The 15,927-nt window shown below is 59.2% G+C and carries 15 protein-coding genes; 8 read left to right on the top strand and 7 right to left on the bottom strand.

The window, feature by feature from the left end; all coding sequences use genetic code 11:
- Positions 1–399 precede the first annotated feature (399 nt).
- Positions 400–1,440 carry an Ldh family oxidoreductase gene (locus ACIQVE_RS07480; RefSeq protein WP_402806225.1) on the top strand — a complete coding sequence of 347 codons (1,041 nt, stop codon included), beginning with the start codon at positions 400–402 and terminating at the stop codon, positions 1,438–1,440.
- Between the two features lie 215 nt (positions 1,441–1,655).
- Here the strand turns inward: ACIQVE_RS07480 and ACIQVE_RS07475 are convergent, their stop codons facing one another.
- On the bottom strand, positions 1,656–1,973 hold the full coding sequence (locus ACIQVE_RS07475; protein ID WP_402806224.1) for a YqjD family protein: 318 nt from the start codon (positions 1,971–1,973) through the stop codon (positions 1,656–1,658).
- A gap of 154 nt (positions 1,974–2,127) precedes the next feature.
- Between ACIQVE_RS07475 and ACIQVE_RS07470 the strand changes: the two genes are divergently transcribed.
- A complete protein-coding gene (locus tag ACIQVE_RS07470; protein WP_402806223.1) occupies positions 2,128–2,379 on the top strand; it encodes a hypothetical protein in 252 nt (83 codons plus the stop codon).
- Positions 2,380–2,574: 195 nt separating this feature from the next.
- Here ACIQVE_RS07470 and ACIQVE_RS07465 read toward each other — a convergent pair whose 3' ends face one another.
- Both ACIQVE_RS07465 and ACIQVE_RS07460 read right to left on the bottom strand, forming a co-directional pair.
- Entirely contained in the window at positions 2,575–3,048 is a 474-nt protein-coding gene (locus ACIQVE_RS07465; RefSeq protein ID WP_402806221.1) for an LEA type 2 family protein, read from the bottom strand.
- A 67-nt stretch (positions 3,049–3,115) separates the two neighbouring features.
- Positions 3,116–4,582: a nucleobase:cation symporter-2 family protein gene (locus ACIQVE_RS07460; RefSeq protein WP_402806218.1), complete on the bottom strand. Its 1,467-nt coding sequence runs from the start codon at positions 4,580–4,582 to the stop codon at positions 3,116–3,118.
- Between the two features lie 202 nt (positions 4,583–4,784).
- Between ACIQVE_RS07460 and zapE the strand changes: the two genes are divergently transcribed.
- The 3 genes from zapE to ACIQVE_RS07445 all read left to right on the top strand — a co-directional run bounded on the left by zapE (position 4,785) and on the right by ACIQVE_RS07445 (position 7,122).
- A complete protein-coding gene (gene zapE / locus ACIQVE_RS07455) occupies positions 4,785–5,903 on the top strand; it encodes a cell division protein ZapE (protein ID WP_402806216.1) in 1,119 nt (372 codons plus the stop codon).
- 17 nt (positions 5,904–5,920) lie between these two features.
- On the top strand, positions 5,921–6,502 hold the full coding sequence (locus ACIQVE_RS07450; RefSeq protein ID WP_402806215.1) for a DinB family protein: 582 nt from the start codon (positions 5,921–5,923) through the stop codon (positions 6,500–6,502).
- 122 nt (positions 6,503–6,624) lie between these two features.
- Positions 6,625–7,122 (top strand): GNAT family N-acetyltransferase, encoded by a 498-nt coding sequence (locus ACIQVE_RS07445; protein WP_402806212.1) that lies wholly within the window; start codon positions 6,625–6,627, stop codon positions 7,120–7,122.
- Positions 7,123–7,208: 86 nt separating this feature from the next.
- Here ACIQVE_RS07445 and ACIQVE_RS07440 read toward each other — a convergent pair whose 3' ends face one another.
- The 4 genes from ACIQVE_RS07440 to ACIQVE_RS07425 form a co-directional block, all read right to left on the bottom strand.
- Positions 7,209–7,418 carry a hypothetical protein gene (locus tag ACIQVE_RS07440; RefSeq protein ID WP_402806209.1) on the bottom strand — a complete coding sequence of 70 codons (210 nt, stop codon included), beginning with the start codon at positions 7,416–7,418 and terminating at the stop codon, positions 7,209–7,211.
- Between the two features lie 275 nt (positions 7,419–7,693).
- Entirely contained in the window at positions 7,694–9,940 is a 2,247-nt protein-coding gene (locus ACIQVE_RS07435; protein WP_402806207.1) for a TonB-dependent siderophore receptor, read from the bottom strand.
- A gap of 147 nt (positions 9,941–10,087) precedes the next feature.
- Positions 10,088–11,836 (bottom strand): phosphoethanolamine transferase CptA, encoded by a 1,749-nt coding sequence (locus tag ACIQVE_RS07430; protein WP_402806205.1) that lies wholly within the window; start codon positions 11,834–11,836, stop codon positions 10,088–10,090.
- A gap of 213 nt (positions 11,837–12,049) precedes the next feature.
- Entirely contained in the window at positions 12,050–12,232 is a 183-nt protein-coding gene (locus tag ACIQVE_RS07425; RefSeq protein WP_064391122.1) for a DUF6026 family protein, read from the bottom strand.
- Between the two features lie 272 nt (positions 12,233–12,504).
- On the opposite strand from ACIQVE_RS07425, the gene gnd reads away from it, so the two are divergent.
- The 3 genes from gnd to ACIQVE_RS07410 are packed head-to-tail and all read left to right on the top strand — an operon-like array spanning position 12,505 to position 15,811.
- Positions 12,505–13,485, top strand: coding sequence for a phosphogluconate dehydrogenase (NAD(+)-dependent, decarboxylating) (gnd, locus tag ACIQVE_RS07420; protein WP_402806202.1), 981 nt, complete (start codon positions 12,505–12,507; stop codon positions 13,483–13,485).
- Positions 13,482–15,005: a glucose-6-phosphate dehydrogenase gene (gene zwf, locus ACIQVE_RS07415; protein WP_402806200.1), complete on the top strand. Its 1,524-nt coding sequence runs from the start codon at positions 13,482–13,484 to the stop codon at positions 15,003–15,005. Before gnd ends, zwf begins: the two co-directional genes overlap by 4 nt.
- Positions 15,002–15,811 carry an HAD family hydrolase gene (locus ACIQVE_RS07410; protein WP_402806198.1) on the top strand — a complete coding sequence of 270 codons (810 nt, stop codon included), beginning with the start codon at positions 15,002–15,004 and terminating at the stop codon, positions 15,809–15,811. Before zwf ends, ACIQVE_RS07410 begins: the two co-directional genes overlap by 4 nt.
- The last annotated feature ends 116 nt before the right edge of the window (positions 15,812–15,927 follow it).

The following is a 15,927-nucleotide window of genomic DNA, read 5'->3' as shown; positions in this document are numbered from 1 at the left end:
ATGCTTTCGGCGATCATCGGTGGGGTTTGCGTGCTGCGTAGAGCGTGCGTCGCCAGTGTTACATGGGCCAGCCAGGTAAAGTCCTTGCCGTTCAGGTTATGAGTTTTGCCCAGTTTTGCCCACAGGCCATGTGAATTCAGGGTTTCGGGGAAAAGCAGTGGGGATGCAGGCTCATTCATCATTGAGTCTCGGTATGGCGCGTTCGGCGCGAAGAGTGAGGCCCAAGAGTAAGAGTCGTGGCGGATGCCAAGGTGGTAGATAGTTATCGCATCACCGGGTTTTCAAGCATTTGTGCGATGGCCGTCGAAGGGTTGACAGAGCACCGGTCCGGCGTGGTTAATCGGTACGCAAGTTGTCCGTACGCTGGTGTTCCCTCCAATAATTATTCTGGAGCTTCAGATGTCTGCGCCACACGATTGTGCAAAGCCTGTGTCTGCGTCCGCGATTTCACTCGAAGCGCTGACCCGATTGCTCGAAACGATTTTCCTGCGCCATGGCACCTCCACCGAGGTGGCTCAGGTGCTGGCCGCCAACTGCGCCAACGCTGAACGTGATGGCGCCCACAGCCATGGCGTGTTCCGTATTCCCGGTTATGTCTCGACCCTGAAAAGTGGCTGGGTCAACGGCCACGCCGTGCCACAGGTCGAAGACGTCGCCGCGGGTTTCGTGCGTGTCGATGCCGGCAACGGTTTCGCCCAGCCTGCGCTTGCAGCTGCGCGACCATTGCTGGTTGAGAAGGCGCGTCATGCTGGTATCGCCGTGTTGGCCATTCGCAATTCCCATCACTTTGCCGCGCTGTGGCCGGATGTCGAGCCCTTCGCCGAGGAAGGTCTGGTGGCACTGAGTGTGGTCAACAGCATCACCTGCGTGGTGCCTCACGGCGCCGATCGGCCATTGTTCGGCACTAATCCGATCGCCTTCGCCGCACCACGCGCCGGTGCGGCGCCGATTGTTTTCGACCTGGCCACCAGTGCCATCGCCCATGGCGACGTGCAGATCGCTGCGCGTAAAGGTGAAAAGGTGCCAGCGGGCACGGGTGTCGACAGTCTCGGCCAGCCGACCCAGGACCCCAAGGCGATTCTTGAAGGTGGGGCGTTATTGCCGTTTGGCGGCCACAAGGGTTCGGCGCTGTCGATGATGGTGGAGTTGCTGGCGGCGGCGCTGACCGGTGGGAATTTTTCTTTCGAGTTTGACTGGTCAAACCATCCCGGCGCGAAAACACCGTGGACCGGGCAGTTGCTGATTGTCATTGATCCGAGCAAGGCGGCCGGGCAGAGTTTTGCCGAGCGCAGTGAGGAACTGGTGCGACAGATGCATGGGGCAGGGCTCAAGCGATTGCCGGGGGACCGTCGGCATTTGCAACGTGCCAGGTCACTGGCGGAGGGAATCGTGCTGGATGAGCAGACGTTGATGCAATTGAAGGATCTGGCAGGTCATTGAGCTTAGGGAACTGGCAGATAATTGAGTGTGGTGAGGGGATTTATGTGGCGAGGGGATTTATCCCCGTTGGACTGCGCAGCAGGCCCCTTCTTTTGATTCAAAAGTGGGGGCCGCTTCGCGACCCAACGGGGATAAATCCCCTCTCCACATAAATCCCCTCAGCACAATTGGTTTCTACTTAAGTAAAGACTTGGCTGCTCAAACAGCGTTTTTGCTTAGCGACGCCCCAGCAGCAAACCTACCACCAGACCAAAACCGGCAGAAATCGCTACGGTCTGCCAAGGATGGCCGCCGATGTAGCTTTCGGTGGCTTCGACAGCGGGTTTGGTACGCTCACGTGCGCTGGAAACCGAATCCAGCGCCTGTTGCAGCTTCAGCGCGATTTGTCCGCGCAGGGTTTCCGCTTCTTCGCCAACCAGTGAGGCGCTGCTCTTGAGCAGTTTGTCGGACTCTTCGATCAGCGCCTGAAGGTCGCTGAAAGCTTGATCCTTGATTTGATCCTGGGCGGCTTGCACGGCGGATTTGCGGGCCATTGGGTGACTCCTTGCGGTTGAATGGACAGTGATTAATGGAGTGTGGAACTTTGTGAAAAGTTGCACTGAATTTAGGCCAGAATCAAAAACCTGCGCGGGAGATTTCCGTCGAGCGTGTAAGATGTCGGCAATTTACGCAGCAGGATAATTCCCCATGAGTTTCAATCTGGCCGACAAACCCCTCGCAGAGCGCGCCGCGCTGGAAGACGAGAAATCCCGTCTGTTCGACCTCTGGCAAAGTAATCTGGGCAAGGCCAAGGGCGAAGCTGCACGGTTGTTCGGCGAGCGTGCCAAGCGCAAGGGCAAATGGGCCGAATGGGTCCGTTCGGAGCTCGACGGCATGTCGCCGCCGGAGTTCGCCAACATGGTGCGCAGTGAGGTCAACCGCTTGATGGCGGCGAAGTAAGGCCGCTTTCAAAACATACCTGTGGGAGCTGGCTTGCCAGCGATGGCGGTGGGTCAGGCAACAATGATGTCGACTGACAAGGCCTAATCGCTGGCAAGCCAGCTCCCACAGGGTTTAGGGTTTAGGGTCAGTGTTGAGTTCGCAGCCATTCCGCGCGGGTGATTTCCCAGATTCCCCGGCGAGGCCATCGAATGTTTACCAGGTGGCGGCGCGGGCCTTGGGCAGGCTGAGTGTGCCGCTGTCGACAAAGCGCATGGTGCCGAACAGTCCGCCGGCGAGTTTGCCGCGCAGCACGTAGGGCAGGTTGTCGAGGGTTTGTGTCTGGCTCAGACCGAGGGTCTGGCGCAGCACCGAGAACGCGGAAACGCTGACCGGGACGGTGACCACGGTTTCGGAAAAACGCGCGATCGTCCCGCGCTGGTCGCTCACGCCCGAGGCCAGCGCATGGCCGTTGACCTGCAGGTCCAGGGCGATGCCGTTGTAGTCAATGGCAGTTTCGTTGGGGTTCTGCACCCGCAGTTTGATCGCAAAACGCACTTCCAAGTCCTGGCTGGTCAGCGGTTCGATGCCGACGACGTTGATGTTGACCTGGTCACGATTGGGAAACAGCGCGCAGGCACTGAGCGATAGCAGAAGTAGTGACAGGATGACGGCGTGCAAACGGCGCATAAATAATCTCTCAACAAAAAAGGGCTGAACCGATTGCCGGCTCAGCCCTTTTTCGCAGGCGCAGCTTTTAGCGGTTCAACTGTGCGACAGCCGCCGGCGAGGCAGGTTCAGCCTTGGCCAGGACATCCGGGTTCTCCATGACTTGCAGGATAGAGGCTTCCGGATCGAAATCGTCTTCCTCAAGTTCGATGAACTCTTCCGGCAGGAAGATGTTCAGCACGATAGCGCACAACGCCCCCACGGTGATCGGCGATTCGAAGATGTTTCGCAGTGCCTGGGGCAGTTCGCGCAGGACTTCCGGCACGGCGGCGATGCCCAGGCCCATGCCCAGGGAGATGGCCACGATCAACATGTTGCGCCGATGCAGGCCAGCCTCGGCGAGGATCTTGATCCCGGCCACGGCTACGGTGCCGAACATCACCAGTTCAGCGCCACCCAGCACGGGTTTTGGCATCAATTGCAGTACCGCGCCAATCATCGGGAACAGCCCCAACAGCACCAGCAGGCCGGCAATGAAGAAGGCGACGTAACGGCTGGCCACGCCGGTGAGCTGAATCACGCCGTTGTTCTGCGCAAAGGTCACCATCGGCATGCTGTTGAACACCGCTGCCATCGCCGAGTTGAGACCATCAGCGAGCAAACCGGACTTGATCCGGCGGATGTACAACGGGCCTTTGACCGGTTGCCGGGAAATCATCGAATTGGCAGTCAGGTCACCGGCAGCTTCCAGCGGCGAGACGAGGAAAATTACCGCGATGGGCACAAACGCCACCCAGTCGAAATTGAAGCCGTACTTGAACGGCACCGGCACGCTGACCACCGGCACGTCGGGCAGGTTGGCGAAGTCCACGGTGCCCATCAGCCACGCAACCACGTAGCCGAGGGTCAGGCCGATGACAATCGCACCCAGACGCAGGAACGGCACGTCGACCCGGTTCAACACCACGATGGTGCCGAGCACCAGTGCCGCCAGAAACAAATGGCTGGCGCCGCCCAGATCCGCCGCACCGAAACCGCCGGCGATGTCGGTCATCGCCACTTTGATTAGCGACAGGCCCATCAGCGTGATAATCGTGCCGGTCACCACCGGGGTAATCAGCATGCGCAGTTTGCCGATGAACTGGCTCAGCGCGACTTCAATGAACGCAGCGAAAAAGCACACGCCGAAGATCGTCGAGAGGATTTCATCCGTGCCGCCACCGCGAGCCTTGACCATAAACCCGGCACTGAGAATCACGCTGATAAAGGAAAAACTCGTGCCTTGCAGGCACAACAAACCAGAGCCCACCGGGCCGAAACGCTTGGCCTGAACGAACGTGCCCAAGCCTGAGACGAACAGCGCCATGCTGATCAGGTAGGGGATTTCGCTTTGCAGACCGAGGGCGCCGCCCATGATCAGGGTCGGGGTGATGATGCCGACGAAACTCGCCAAAACGTGTTGCAGCGCAGCAAACACAGTGGCGGTGAGGTGCGGGCGATCGTTGAGGCCGTAGATCAGATCGTTGTTGCGCGGGACTTTTTCAGAGGCGGTCATGGTGATTTGCGCGCCGTGAGGCGGGGCCGGGTCAGAAAATGGAGGCGCAGGATGCCGGAAGAGGGCGGCGAGGGCAACGCAATAAAACTGCCTGAAAGGTCAGGTTTTATTGGGTGTGGGCGGTTTTCATAGCCAGGATCAAAAGATTGCAGCCTTCGGCCGCTTCTACACGGGGTTTGGGCGCCGTGGCATACTGCCGCGCATGACTTTCGACTCTCCGCTAAACGCCTGGCAGCATGCCATTGAGCATAAGGGTTTCATCCAGGATGAAGCTCAGGAGCACGCCGTATGGGCGCTGCAAAAATGCCACGAAGCCTTGCACGCCGGTGCCCGTTCGGTCTGCGGCGTGTACTTGTGGGGGCCGGTCGGGCGCGGCAAGACGTGGCTGATGGATCAGTTCTATCAAAGCTTGCGAGTGCCGGCGCGGCGCCAACACTTCCATCATTTCATGGGCTGGGTGCACCAGCGTTCGTTCCAGTTGACCGGCATCGCCGATCCACTGCGAGCGCTTGCTAAAGAGCTTGCAAGCGAAGTGCGGGTGTTGTGCTTCGACGAACTGTTCGTCAACGACATAGGCGATGCGATCATTCTCGGGCGACTGTTCCAGGTGATGTTCGACGAAGGCGTGGTCGTGGTCTGTACCTCCAACTTGCCGCCGGATGATTTGTACGCCGATGGCTTCAATCGCGACCGTTTTGTCCCGGCGATTGCCGCGATCAAGGCGCATATGCAGGTGATTGGGGTGAATGGCGCCGAGGATCATCGCCTGCATCCGGGCGCGATCCACCAGCGCTACTTTATCGCCACTGCCGAAGGCGCCAGTGCGCTGGACGAGGTCTTTCAAACGTTGACGGCCGGGCAATCGGCCAGCGCTGAGCCGGTGCCGGTTGGTCATCGAGTGCTGAATGTGGTGCAGGCCAGTCAGACCGTGCTCTGGTGTCGTTACGCCGACCTGTGCGAGCAACCGTTCGCCGCCATGGATTTCATCGCGCTGTGCGACACCTACCGGGCTATTCTGTTGAGCGACGTGCCGAATCTAAGTGCCCAGAAGCGCGAAGGGCGCATCGCTCGCGGTACCGAAGACGGCTCCGCGCAAGTGGTGGCCGGGGATCGTGAATTGCCGCAGTTGTCGGTGCACGACGATGGCGTTCGGCGCTTTATTGCGTTGGTCGACGAGTGCTACGACCGCAAGGTGCCGCTGTACATCGAGGCACATGTACCGATGGAGGCGCTCTACACCGAAGGCTACCTGGAATTCCCGTTCCGCCGCACCCTCAGCCGCTTGCAAGAGATGCAATTGCAGCGCTTTGCCGAGGCTTGAAAGAAGAGGGCGCCCACATGAACCAGCCGCTGTCCCATCATCTACTGACCATGGCGTATCAAAACGCCTGGGCCAATCACCGACTGGCCAAGGCCTGGACGCAACTCGGCGACAGCGACCTGGCGGCCGCTCGGGTGAGCTTTTTTCCGAGCATCCGGCTGACACTCAATCACATCCTCACCTGTGACTGGTTCTACGTGGATGCGCTGGAACGCGAACTGCGCGGGGACGAACCGCATCCGGACTGCTACGTGTTTTTCAACGCCGACGAACCCTTTACCGACCCTCTTCCATTGCGTGACGAACAAGCGCATGTCGATCGCCGGCTGATCGCTTATTGCGAACAATTGCGCGATGCCGATCTGGGCCGGCTCGTCACCATCGCCCGCGAAACGCCGCAGCACGACAGTCGCTTGCGCATGCTTTCGCACCTGTTCGAGCATCAGATTCATCATCGTGGGCAAGTGCACGCGATGCTCAGCGATACCGCTGTGAAACCGCCGCAACTCGATGAGTTTTTCTGTGTGGGCGAGGCTGGTTTACGCGCCCGCGACTTTGCTGAACTGGGCTGGACCGAAGAGCTGATCTGGGGGCATTGATCCAACAGGATCAAAAGATTGCTTTCCCCGTGGGTTGTCGGCCGGGCCGCGCTCGCGCTAAGGTCAATGGAGCCTTTCAGCAAGCACTTTGCGCGCCGGGGCTTTTGTGTTCGGGGATGGAAATGGATTCCGCAGAAATTCTTGTGCTTCAAGCCAGTTACACCAATCCACTGCATGCCGAGGCCATCGGTGTTGTGCTCAATCACTATGCAGAAGACCCGATGGGCGGCGAGCAGCCGATTGACCCTGAGTTACTGCGACGTCTGCCCGAAGAGCTGGCGCGCCGACCACACGCCTTCAGTGTACTGGCGTTTGTCGGCGGCGAGCCGGCAGGGCTGGTGAACTGCTTTGAGGGGTTTTCCACGTTCGCCTGCAAACCCTTGGTCAACGTCCACGATGTGGCGGTGATGAGCAAGTTTCGCGGTTTGGGATTGAGCCAGAAAATGCTCCGCAAGGTCGAGGAAATCTCCCGCCAGCGCGGCTGCTGCAAGATCACCCTCGAAGTGCTGGAGGGTAACGCCGTGGCACAAAGCTCCTACCGTAAATTCGGCTTCGCACCGGGCATGTTCAACCCGGATCACGGGCGCATGCTGTTCTGGATCAAAGACCTTCAGGCATAAAAAAAGGCGCCCGAAAAGGGCGCCAAACTGTCATCTCTCAGGCCGGAGCACAGCCGTGGGAGGTTCATCGGTTGCTCTGTGAAAACTCAGTTACGGTAGGACTCGGTCACTTGCGCCGTCTGATCGACGGGAACCCGAATCTCTTTCCCGCTGGCGTCGCTCGCCTGCTTGCTTTGCGCGCTGTGGACCGGGAAGTTGTCGAAGTAATAACGCATGCGTTCGGCGCCACCTTCAGCGAAAGCGCTGGCGGAACTGAGGGCGAGTAGCCCGGCAAGAATTGCGGTGGTGATTTTCATGGTGCCTCCTACTGATTTAGTCGGAGCCGTTCGTCCATGAAGCAGACCTCGGAGGCAAGTCTGTGCCGAGCGAATTAACTCGGGGTTAACACCCTTTGATTGCGTGCCATACCTGTGGCGAGGGGATTTATCCCCGTTGGACTGCGCAGCAGTCCCCTGCTTTTGCTTTTAAAAGCAGGGGCCGCTTCGCGACCCAACGGGGATAAATGCCCTCGCCACAGCTAAAGCCCTTCAGCACAATTTCCTGTGTCAGCAGGGCAATGTCAGGCGCCGTGTCAGAGCTTCCAGTCCAGGCTCACCGTCACCGTGCGCGGATCGCCCCAGTACACGCCGTTGTAGAAGCCGACGTTCTCGTAGTACTTCTTGTCGAACAGGTTGTCGACGTTCAGCGAGGCCGAAAGGTTTTTGTCGATGGCATAACGCGACATCAACTTGACCACGGTGTAGGCACCCTGGTGAATCTTGGTATTTTCGGTGATGAACTCACCCTCGGCATCGCGGCCGACCGGGCGATTCGAATCGCCGAAAATACGGCTCTGCCAGTTCACTGCACCGCCTACAGTCAATGCCTGCCATTCGCCCGGCAAACGATACGCCGTGGACACCCGCAGCATGTTCAGCGGCTGGTTTTCATTGGTGCGTTGCTGCTCACCGTTGGCCGAGTGGGTGTAGGTGTAGCCGGCGGTCATGTTCCAGCCGTTGCTGATTTCGCCTGAAACCTCGGCTTCGAAACCGCTGACCTTGTTGCCTTTGCCGCCGGACTTGTAGAACTGTTCGCGGGTGACCGGATCTGGCGGCACCGAATTGTCGACCTCGGCAACGTTGTCCTGCTTGCTCCAGAACAGCGCCGTGGCGACGTTGAGTCGCTCTTCCAGCAAACTGCCTTTGAGACCCACTTCGTAGTTGCTGCCGACGACCGGATCGAGGTAGTTGCGGCTGCTGTCGCGGTTGCTCTGCGGTTTGAAAATATCGGTGTAGCTGACGTAAGCGGTGTATTCCGGCGTCAGGTCGTAGAGCAGGCCGGCGTAGGGTGTCCAGACGTCATTTTGTTGCTGGCGGGTGGTTTCTACTCGGGTCAATTGCAGGCTTTTGTCATAGGTGTAATCGGCATTTTCGCCTTCCCAACTGCCGTAGCGGCTGCCGATCACGGCGTGCAATTGATCGGTCAAGCTCAGCCGCGTGGCGATATAGCCGGCCTTCTGCCGCGTGCTGCCCCTTGAGCCGGTCAGCCCGGTGACGGTGTCAGGGAACTTGGCGATATCGCCCATGTACTTCCAGTCGCGGATGCTGCCGTAACCCGCGGCACGCGGTCCGTTGACGGACTTGGGGGAGTAGGAGCGGTGCTCGGCTTCGCCATAACCGAACATCATTTCGTGCTCGCGACCAAGCAGCGAATAGGGGCCGGAAAGATTGAAGTCATAGACGTCCATTTTCTGCGTGCCGACCATGTGCGAGGTGTAGGCGACCATGCCGCTGCGGTCTGCGTCGGGAAAACCTTCGCCGCCATAGTAGACCTTGCCGTCGATATCGCTTTGGCGATGGGTGTAGGCCGCTTTCAGGTGCCAGCCACCCGCCAGTGCCTGATCAAGGGTGGCGAAAGCGGTTTTATCCTTGAGCGGCCACGAACTCCAGGCAGTCGCCATATTGGTCGAGCGGCCAAGTCCGGCCTTGCCGCCGTCGGCGTTCCAGTAAGGCACGGTGCCCCAGGCCGAACCTTGCACCTGTTTGTCCTGATAGTCATAACCCACGGCGAGCACCGTGGAATCGGTCAAGTCGGCCTCAAGAATGCCGTAGCCGACTTCCCGTTGCAGCGCGTACTTGTCGCGAAACGACTGGCTGTCGCGATAAGCCAGCACGGTGCGCCCGCGCAAACGGCCATCGAAGGCCAGCGGCCCACCGACATCCACGTAACTGTAGTAATCGTCGTAACTGCCACCGCTGACCCCGGCCAGCGCCTGAAGTTGGGCCGTCGGACGTTTGCGCACCATGTTGATGGTCGCCGACGGATCGCCCGCGCCCGTTGTCAGGCCGGTGGCGCCGCGTACCACTTCGATGCGGTCATAGATGATGGTGTCGGCGTCGGATTTCATCCGGTCGAACGTGTTGAGCATCCCGTCGATCTGGAAATTGTTGATCGAATAACCCCGGGACGAATAGCCGACCCGGTCCGAGTCGAGGTGCTGCACCACCACGCCAGTGGTCTGGCTCATGGCTTCGGACAATGTACCGAGCTTGAAATCATCCATCTGCTGGCGGGTGACCACAGACACCGATTGCGGCGTTTCCTTGATCGACAGGTTCATCCGCGTGGCGGTGTTCATTGCGCCGGTAGTGTAAGCGTGGGAGTTTTCAGTGGTGGTGCCCAGGCCTTGGGCGGAGATGTTGGTTGGTTCCAATTGCATAGCCGGGGCGGTGGGCTCCGGTGGTTTTTCGACTTCGGATTCAGCCAGTAAGTCAGTGCTCAGGGCGGCTCCGCAGAGGCCGAGGGTGAGGGTCATGGAACGGGTGATGGGCGCGAACATCGCAGCCGACTCCTTGTCTTCGAGGGGAAAAAATCCGTTTGTTCAAAGACGAAGCGAGGCACTGCGATTTAGTATCAAACGCGAAATACTTTCATTTGAAGATGTTGCAGGCATAAAAAAGGGGCCCGTTTCGGCCCCTTTTCGATGTCACTGTTGTACGACTTTCGGCTCTGCGCCCGCGACGGGCTTGGGCTTCATCAGGCTGAAATCGATCAGCGCCCGTTGTGCAGTTTGATACGGATCGCCGATCAGCAGTGGACGAACCTTGAAGCTGTCGCTGACCACGCTTTTGCTGCGGTCGAGTTCGTCGAAGCTCAAACCGGCCAGGTCTGCCCAGGTGTGGATCAAATGCGAGCTGCTGTACGGTCGCTGCAAGTCACCTGCCAGGTTCCAGTCATGGTTTTCGCGCCATTTCGGCGAAGCCCAGGCCATGAACGGAATGGTGTACATCGGCGCGGTCGGTTTGCTTTCGTTACGGCCCAAGGTGTTGTGGCCGACCGAGTCGAACACGTCTTCGCCGTGGTCCGAGAGATACAGCAGGAAGCCATTCGGATCGGATTTGGCGTAATCCTTGATCAGGCTCGAAACGACAAAGTCGTTGTACAGCACGGCGTTGTCATAGCTGTTGTAAGTCGGGACCTGATCGTCACGCACACCCGGCGGTACACCGTTGCGATCCTTGAACTTGTCGAAAGTCGGCGGATAACGGTACTGGTAACTCATGTGAGTACCGAGCAAATGCACGACGATCAGCTTGCGCGGCGCCGCGTCGGTCAGAGCCTTGTTGAACGGCTCAATCACGTCGCCGTCGTACTGGGCGGCGTTCTGGTTGCGGTTGTTGTTCAGGTACACCTGCTCGTCGGCCTGTTCGGAGAAGGTCGTGAGCATGGTGTTGCGCTTGGTCATGGTCTGCTGGTTGGTGATCCAGAAGGTCTTGTAACCCGCCTGTTTCATCATGCTGACCAACGATGGCGTGGACAGATACAGGTCCGGGTTTTCTTCGTCAGCGAAAGTCAGTACCTGCTGCAACGCCTCGATGGTGTACGGGCGAGGGGTGACGACGTTGTCGAACACCGCCAGTTGATCCTTGAGTTTGTCCAGTTCCGGCGTGGTGTTACGCGGGTAGCCGTACAGGCTCATGCGCTGACGGTTGGTCGACTCGCCGATCACCAGCACGAGCGTCGACGGCTGCTCGGCCCCGGCGTCCTTGAGGTTATGCAGCGGCGGGATCTTGCTCGCGCTGTGCAGCATGCCCTGCATGTCTTCCAGGGTGTCGAGATAACGGTGGTAAGCCACAGCCATTTGCCATGGCACCGCCGGCTCGATACGGGTTTCGAATTTCTCGAAGCCTTGAGCGAAGGTACCCATGCGCAGCGTTTGCTTGACCAGCGGATAACCGACAACAGCGATCACGATAGCCGCGGCAGCGACCATTGCGCGGCCACGGGGCATGTACACCGGGCGCAAGCGAGTCCACAGGAACCAGGCGAATGCGGTATGCGCGAGGAACGCCGCCACCATCCACCAGGCAAAGTACTGAGTCATGTACTCGCCGGCTTCAGACACGTTCGACTCGAACATGATGAAGATGACGCTCTGGGAGAATTCCTGCTGATAGATGAAGAAGTAACCCAGGCTGGCCATCGAGCAGGCCCACAGCACTACGCCAATAAGGGCGGCAAGTAGCTTGGTACGCTTGGGGAACAGCAGCATCGGCGCCAGCCAGATTGCGCTCATCACGAACGCTTGGCGAAACCCCGTGAAACCGGAGGTGCCCGTTATTTGAATCAGCAGTTGGGTAATGCCGGAGAAGTACCAGAAGAACACAAACAGCCAGATGAAACCGGCCCAATCGAAACCTGCCGCAGTCGTTTTGCTGCGTTTGAACAATGCCATTTGGCGCTCCAGCTTACTCGTTACAACTACCGCCGGAACATCCATGAAGCCGACGAACGGATGCCGCACGCGCAGGTACGGCCAGAATGCGGCGCAGTATCACGAAGGGAATGTGAAAGTTTTGTTAATCGCCGTTCTTGTCTGTGCAGACGCGGCCAGAGGTGCATCGTGTCGGGAACAGCGTCGGCTGCTCCCGAAAACAGCCGGGGTGGATCAGGCGTGCGGGTGACGCTGAACAACCGGCAGCGGCTTGGGCTGAGCACCCTGAGTCAACGCACGCAATTGCGCCAACTCCTGCTTCAATTGGTCGCGCTCGTCTTTCAACTGACGCAATTCATCGCGACGAATCGTGACGTACAGGGTTTGTGGCGGCATTGCTGTGTGTACTGTGCCCATTGCTCACCTCGCAAATGGTGTGTCTCAACTGTAAGTAGCCCCCGTTCTGAGGCGCTGACTTACTATCGGCACCAATTTTGTTTTCTTTTGCCCATGAATGGAACTTTTTTATTTTCCATGGTCGGTGTGTCTTCGGCACGATTCCCGACGTTATCTGTCTGGATCGGGCACAATGCCCGGAAACTTCATCCCGACGCTCTGGACTAACCTCCATTAGTCGCGTTGGGCTATACCTTTTGACACACATTATTTGTAGTAAGGAGCATCAGCACATGCAACTCGGGATTATTGGACTGGGCCGTATGGGCGGCAATATTGCGCGGCGTCTGATGCTCAACGGTCACACCACCGTTGTTTTCGACCGCAATACCGCTTTCATCGATAACCTGGTCGCCGAGGGCTCCACGGGCGTTGCCGATTTGCCGGCACTGGTTGCAGGCCTGGCCAAACCACGTGCCGTGTGGGTCATGCTGCCGGCCGGCGCGCCGACCGAAGACACCATCCAGACGCTGAGCAACCTGCTGGAAGCGGGCGATACCATCATCGACGGTGGCAACACCAACTATAAGGATGACATCCGCCGCGCTAAAACCCTGGCCGAGAAGGGCCTGCACTACATCGACGTCGGCACCTCCGGTGGCGTCTGGGGCCTGGAGCGCGGCTACTGCATGATGATCGGCGGCGATGCCGAGACCGTAAAACGTCTGGACCCGCTGTTCGCCGCCCTTGCGCCGGGCATGGGCGACATTCCGCGCACCAAGGACCGCCAGTCTGATGACCCGCGTGCCGAGCACGGCTACATCCACGCCGGTCCTGCCGGTGCCGGGCATTTTGTGAAGATGATTCACAACGGCATCGAGTACGGGATGATGGCGGCCTTCGCCGAAGGTTTCGACATCCTCAAGACCAAGTCCAGCGAGCGTCTGCCGGAAGATCAGCGTTTTGATCTCAACGTGGCTGACATTGCTGAAGTCTGGCGTCGTGGCAGCGTGGTTTCCTCCTGGCTGCTCGACCTGACGGCCGACGCCTTGGCCAGCGACCCGAAACTCGACGGTTTCTCCGGTTCGGTGGCAGACAGCGGCGAAGGTCAATGGACCATCGAAGCGGCCATGGAGCAAGCGGTGCCGGTACCGGTGCTTTCGAACTCGCTATTCTCGCGCTACCGCTCACGCGGCCAGGGCACCTTTGGTGACAAGATTCTTTCGGCCCAGCGCTTCGGCTTCGGCGGCCACGTAGAGACTGCGAAAAAATGACCCATACGATCCGCAGAAAATCCAAGGCAGAACCCGCACCACCGACCACACTGTTCCTGTTCGGTGCCCACGGCGACCTGGTAAAGCGCTTGCTGATGCCAGCGCTTTACAACCTCAGTCGCGACGGTTTGCTTGATGAGAATCTGCGGATCGTTGGCGTTGACCACAACGCCATTACCGATGAAGCCTTCGCGCAAAAACTCGAAGACTTCATCCGTACCGAAGTGGCGGCGAAGGTCGGCAAGGGCGATCAGATGCTTGATCCAGCTTTGTGGGCCAAGCTCGCCAAAGGTATCAGCTACGTCCAGGGCGACTTTCTGGACGACAGCACCTATTCAGCGCTGGCGGCGAAAATCGCCGACAGCGGCACCGGCAATGCGGTGTTCTATCTGGCCACCGCGCCACGTTTCTTCAGCGAAGTGGTGCGCCGTCTCGGCAGCGCCGGGTTGCTTGAGGAAATTCCCGAAGCCTTCAGAAGGGTAGTGATCGAGAAGCCGTTCGGCTCCGATCTGCACACCGCCGAAGCCCTGAACGCCTGTTTGCTCAAGGTCATGTCCGAGAAGCAGATCTATCGGATCGACCATTATCTGGGCAAGGAGACCGTGCAGAACATTCTGGTCAGCCGGTTCTCCAACAGCCTGTTCGAAGCGTTCTGGAACAATCACTACATCGACCACGTACAGATCACCGCCGCGGAAACCGTCGGCGTTGAAACCCGTGGCAGTTTTTACGAACACACCGGTGCCTTGCGCGACATGGTGCCCAATCACCTGTTCCAGTTGTTGGCGATGGTCGCCATGGAACCTCCGGCGGCGTTCGGCGCCGATGCGGTGCGGGGCGAGAAGGCCAAGGTGGTCGGCGCCATTCGGCCATGGACCGTGGAAGAAGCACGGGCCAATTCGGTGCGTGGGCAGTACAGCGCCGGTGAAGTCGGCGGTAAAGCACTGTCCGGCTATCGCGAAGAGCCCAACGTCGCGCCCGACAGCAGCACCGAAACCTACGTCGCGCTCAAGGTGATGATCGACAACTGGCGCTGGGTCGGCGTGCCGTTCTATCTGCGCACCGGTAAACGCATGAGCGTGCGCGACACTGAAATCGTCATCTGCTTCAAACCGGCGCCTTACGCGCAGTTCCGTGACACCGAAGTTGACGAGTTACAGCCGACCTACCTGCGTATCCAGATCCAGCCCAACGAAGGCATGTGGTTCGATCTGCTGGCCAAACGTCCCGGTCCGGCGCTGAACATGGCCAACATCGAGCTTGGGTTTGCCTACAAGGATTTCTTCGAGATGCAGCCGTCGACCGGCTACGAAACGTTGATCTACGACTGCCTGACGGGCGATCAGACACTGTTCCAGCGCGCCGACAACATCGAGAACGGCTGGCGCGCCGTGCAGCCGTTCCTCGACGCTTGGCAGCAGGATGCGAGCGTACAGACCTATGCCGCCGGTGAAGACGGCCCGCAGGCTGCCGAAGATCTGCTGACTCGCGATGGTCGCGTCTGGCATGGTCTGGGATGAGCGAGCCTATCCGTTTTTTGCTGAGCGATATGGACGGCACGCTGTTGCTGCCCGATCACAGTCTGAGCCAGCGCACCATCGACGCCGTTCGATCGTTGCGCGAGGCGGGCGTGCTGTTCAGCCTCGCCACTGGCCGTCCACCCAAAGCCATGCTGCAGCAGATCGAAGCTTTGGGCGTCGACCTGCCGACAGCGGCGTTCAATGGCGGCACCATCGTCAATCCGGACGGCAGTCTGCTGGTGGCGCATTACCTGCCGGCGACCACCGCACTGATTGCGCTGGCGACGTTCGCGGACCAGCCCGATGTTGAAGTCTGGGTGTTCAGCGGCGGTGACTGGCTGCTCAAAGACCCGAACGGGCCGATGGTGCCGCGCGAGCAGGCTGGTCTCGGTTATCCGCCGGTGGTGGTGGAGAGCTTTGAACCGTATCTGGAGCGCATCGACAAGATCGTCGCGACCAGTAACAATACCGAGTTTCTGATCGAGCTGGAAGCGCGCCTGTTGCCCAAGGTCAACGGCATGGCGCAAGTCTCGCGTTCACAACCGGTGTACCTCGACGTCACGGCGCTGGAGGCGAACAAGGGCACGGCGTTGGCGACGCTGGCCGCGCATCTCGGCGTGCCGCTTGCGCAGACGGCAGCGATTGGCGATGGCGGTAATGATCCGGCGATGTTCCATTGCGCAGGGTTGTCGATTGCCATGGGGCAGGCGGAAGAAGCGGTGCGGCGTCAGGCGGATGTGATTACCGGCGCGAACACCGAAGACGGTGTAGCCCAGGCGATCGAGAAATACATCCTCCCTAGCTGAGCCAAAAACATAAGCCAATGTGGGAGCGAGCTTGCTCGCGAATGCGGTGTCTCATTCAACGAATTCGTTGCCTGACACTCCCTCTTCGCGAGCAAGCTCGCTCCCACAGTTTTACT

It is taken from the genome of Pseudomonas sp. NPDC098747, from assembly GCF_044760045.1.
Taxonomy (GTDB): Bacteria; Pseudomonadota; Gammaproteobacteria; order Pseudomonadales; family Pseudomonadaceae; genus Aquipseudomonas.
Note: the sequence above shows the minus strand (reverse complement) of the source record. Positions and strands in the feature narration are given on the sequence as shown.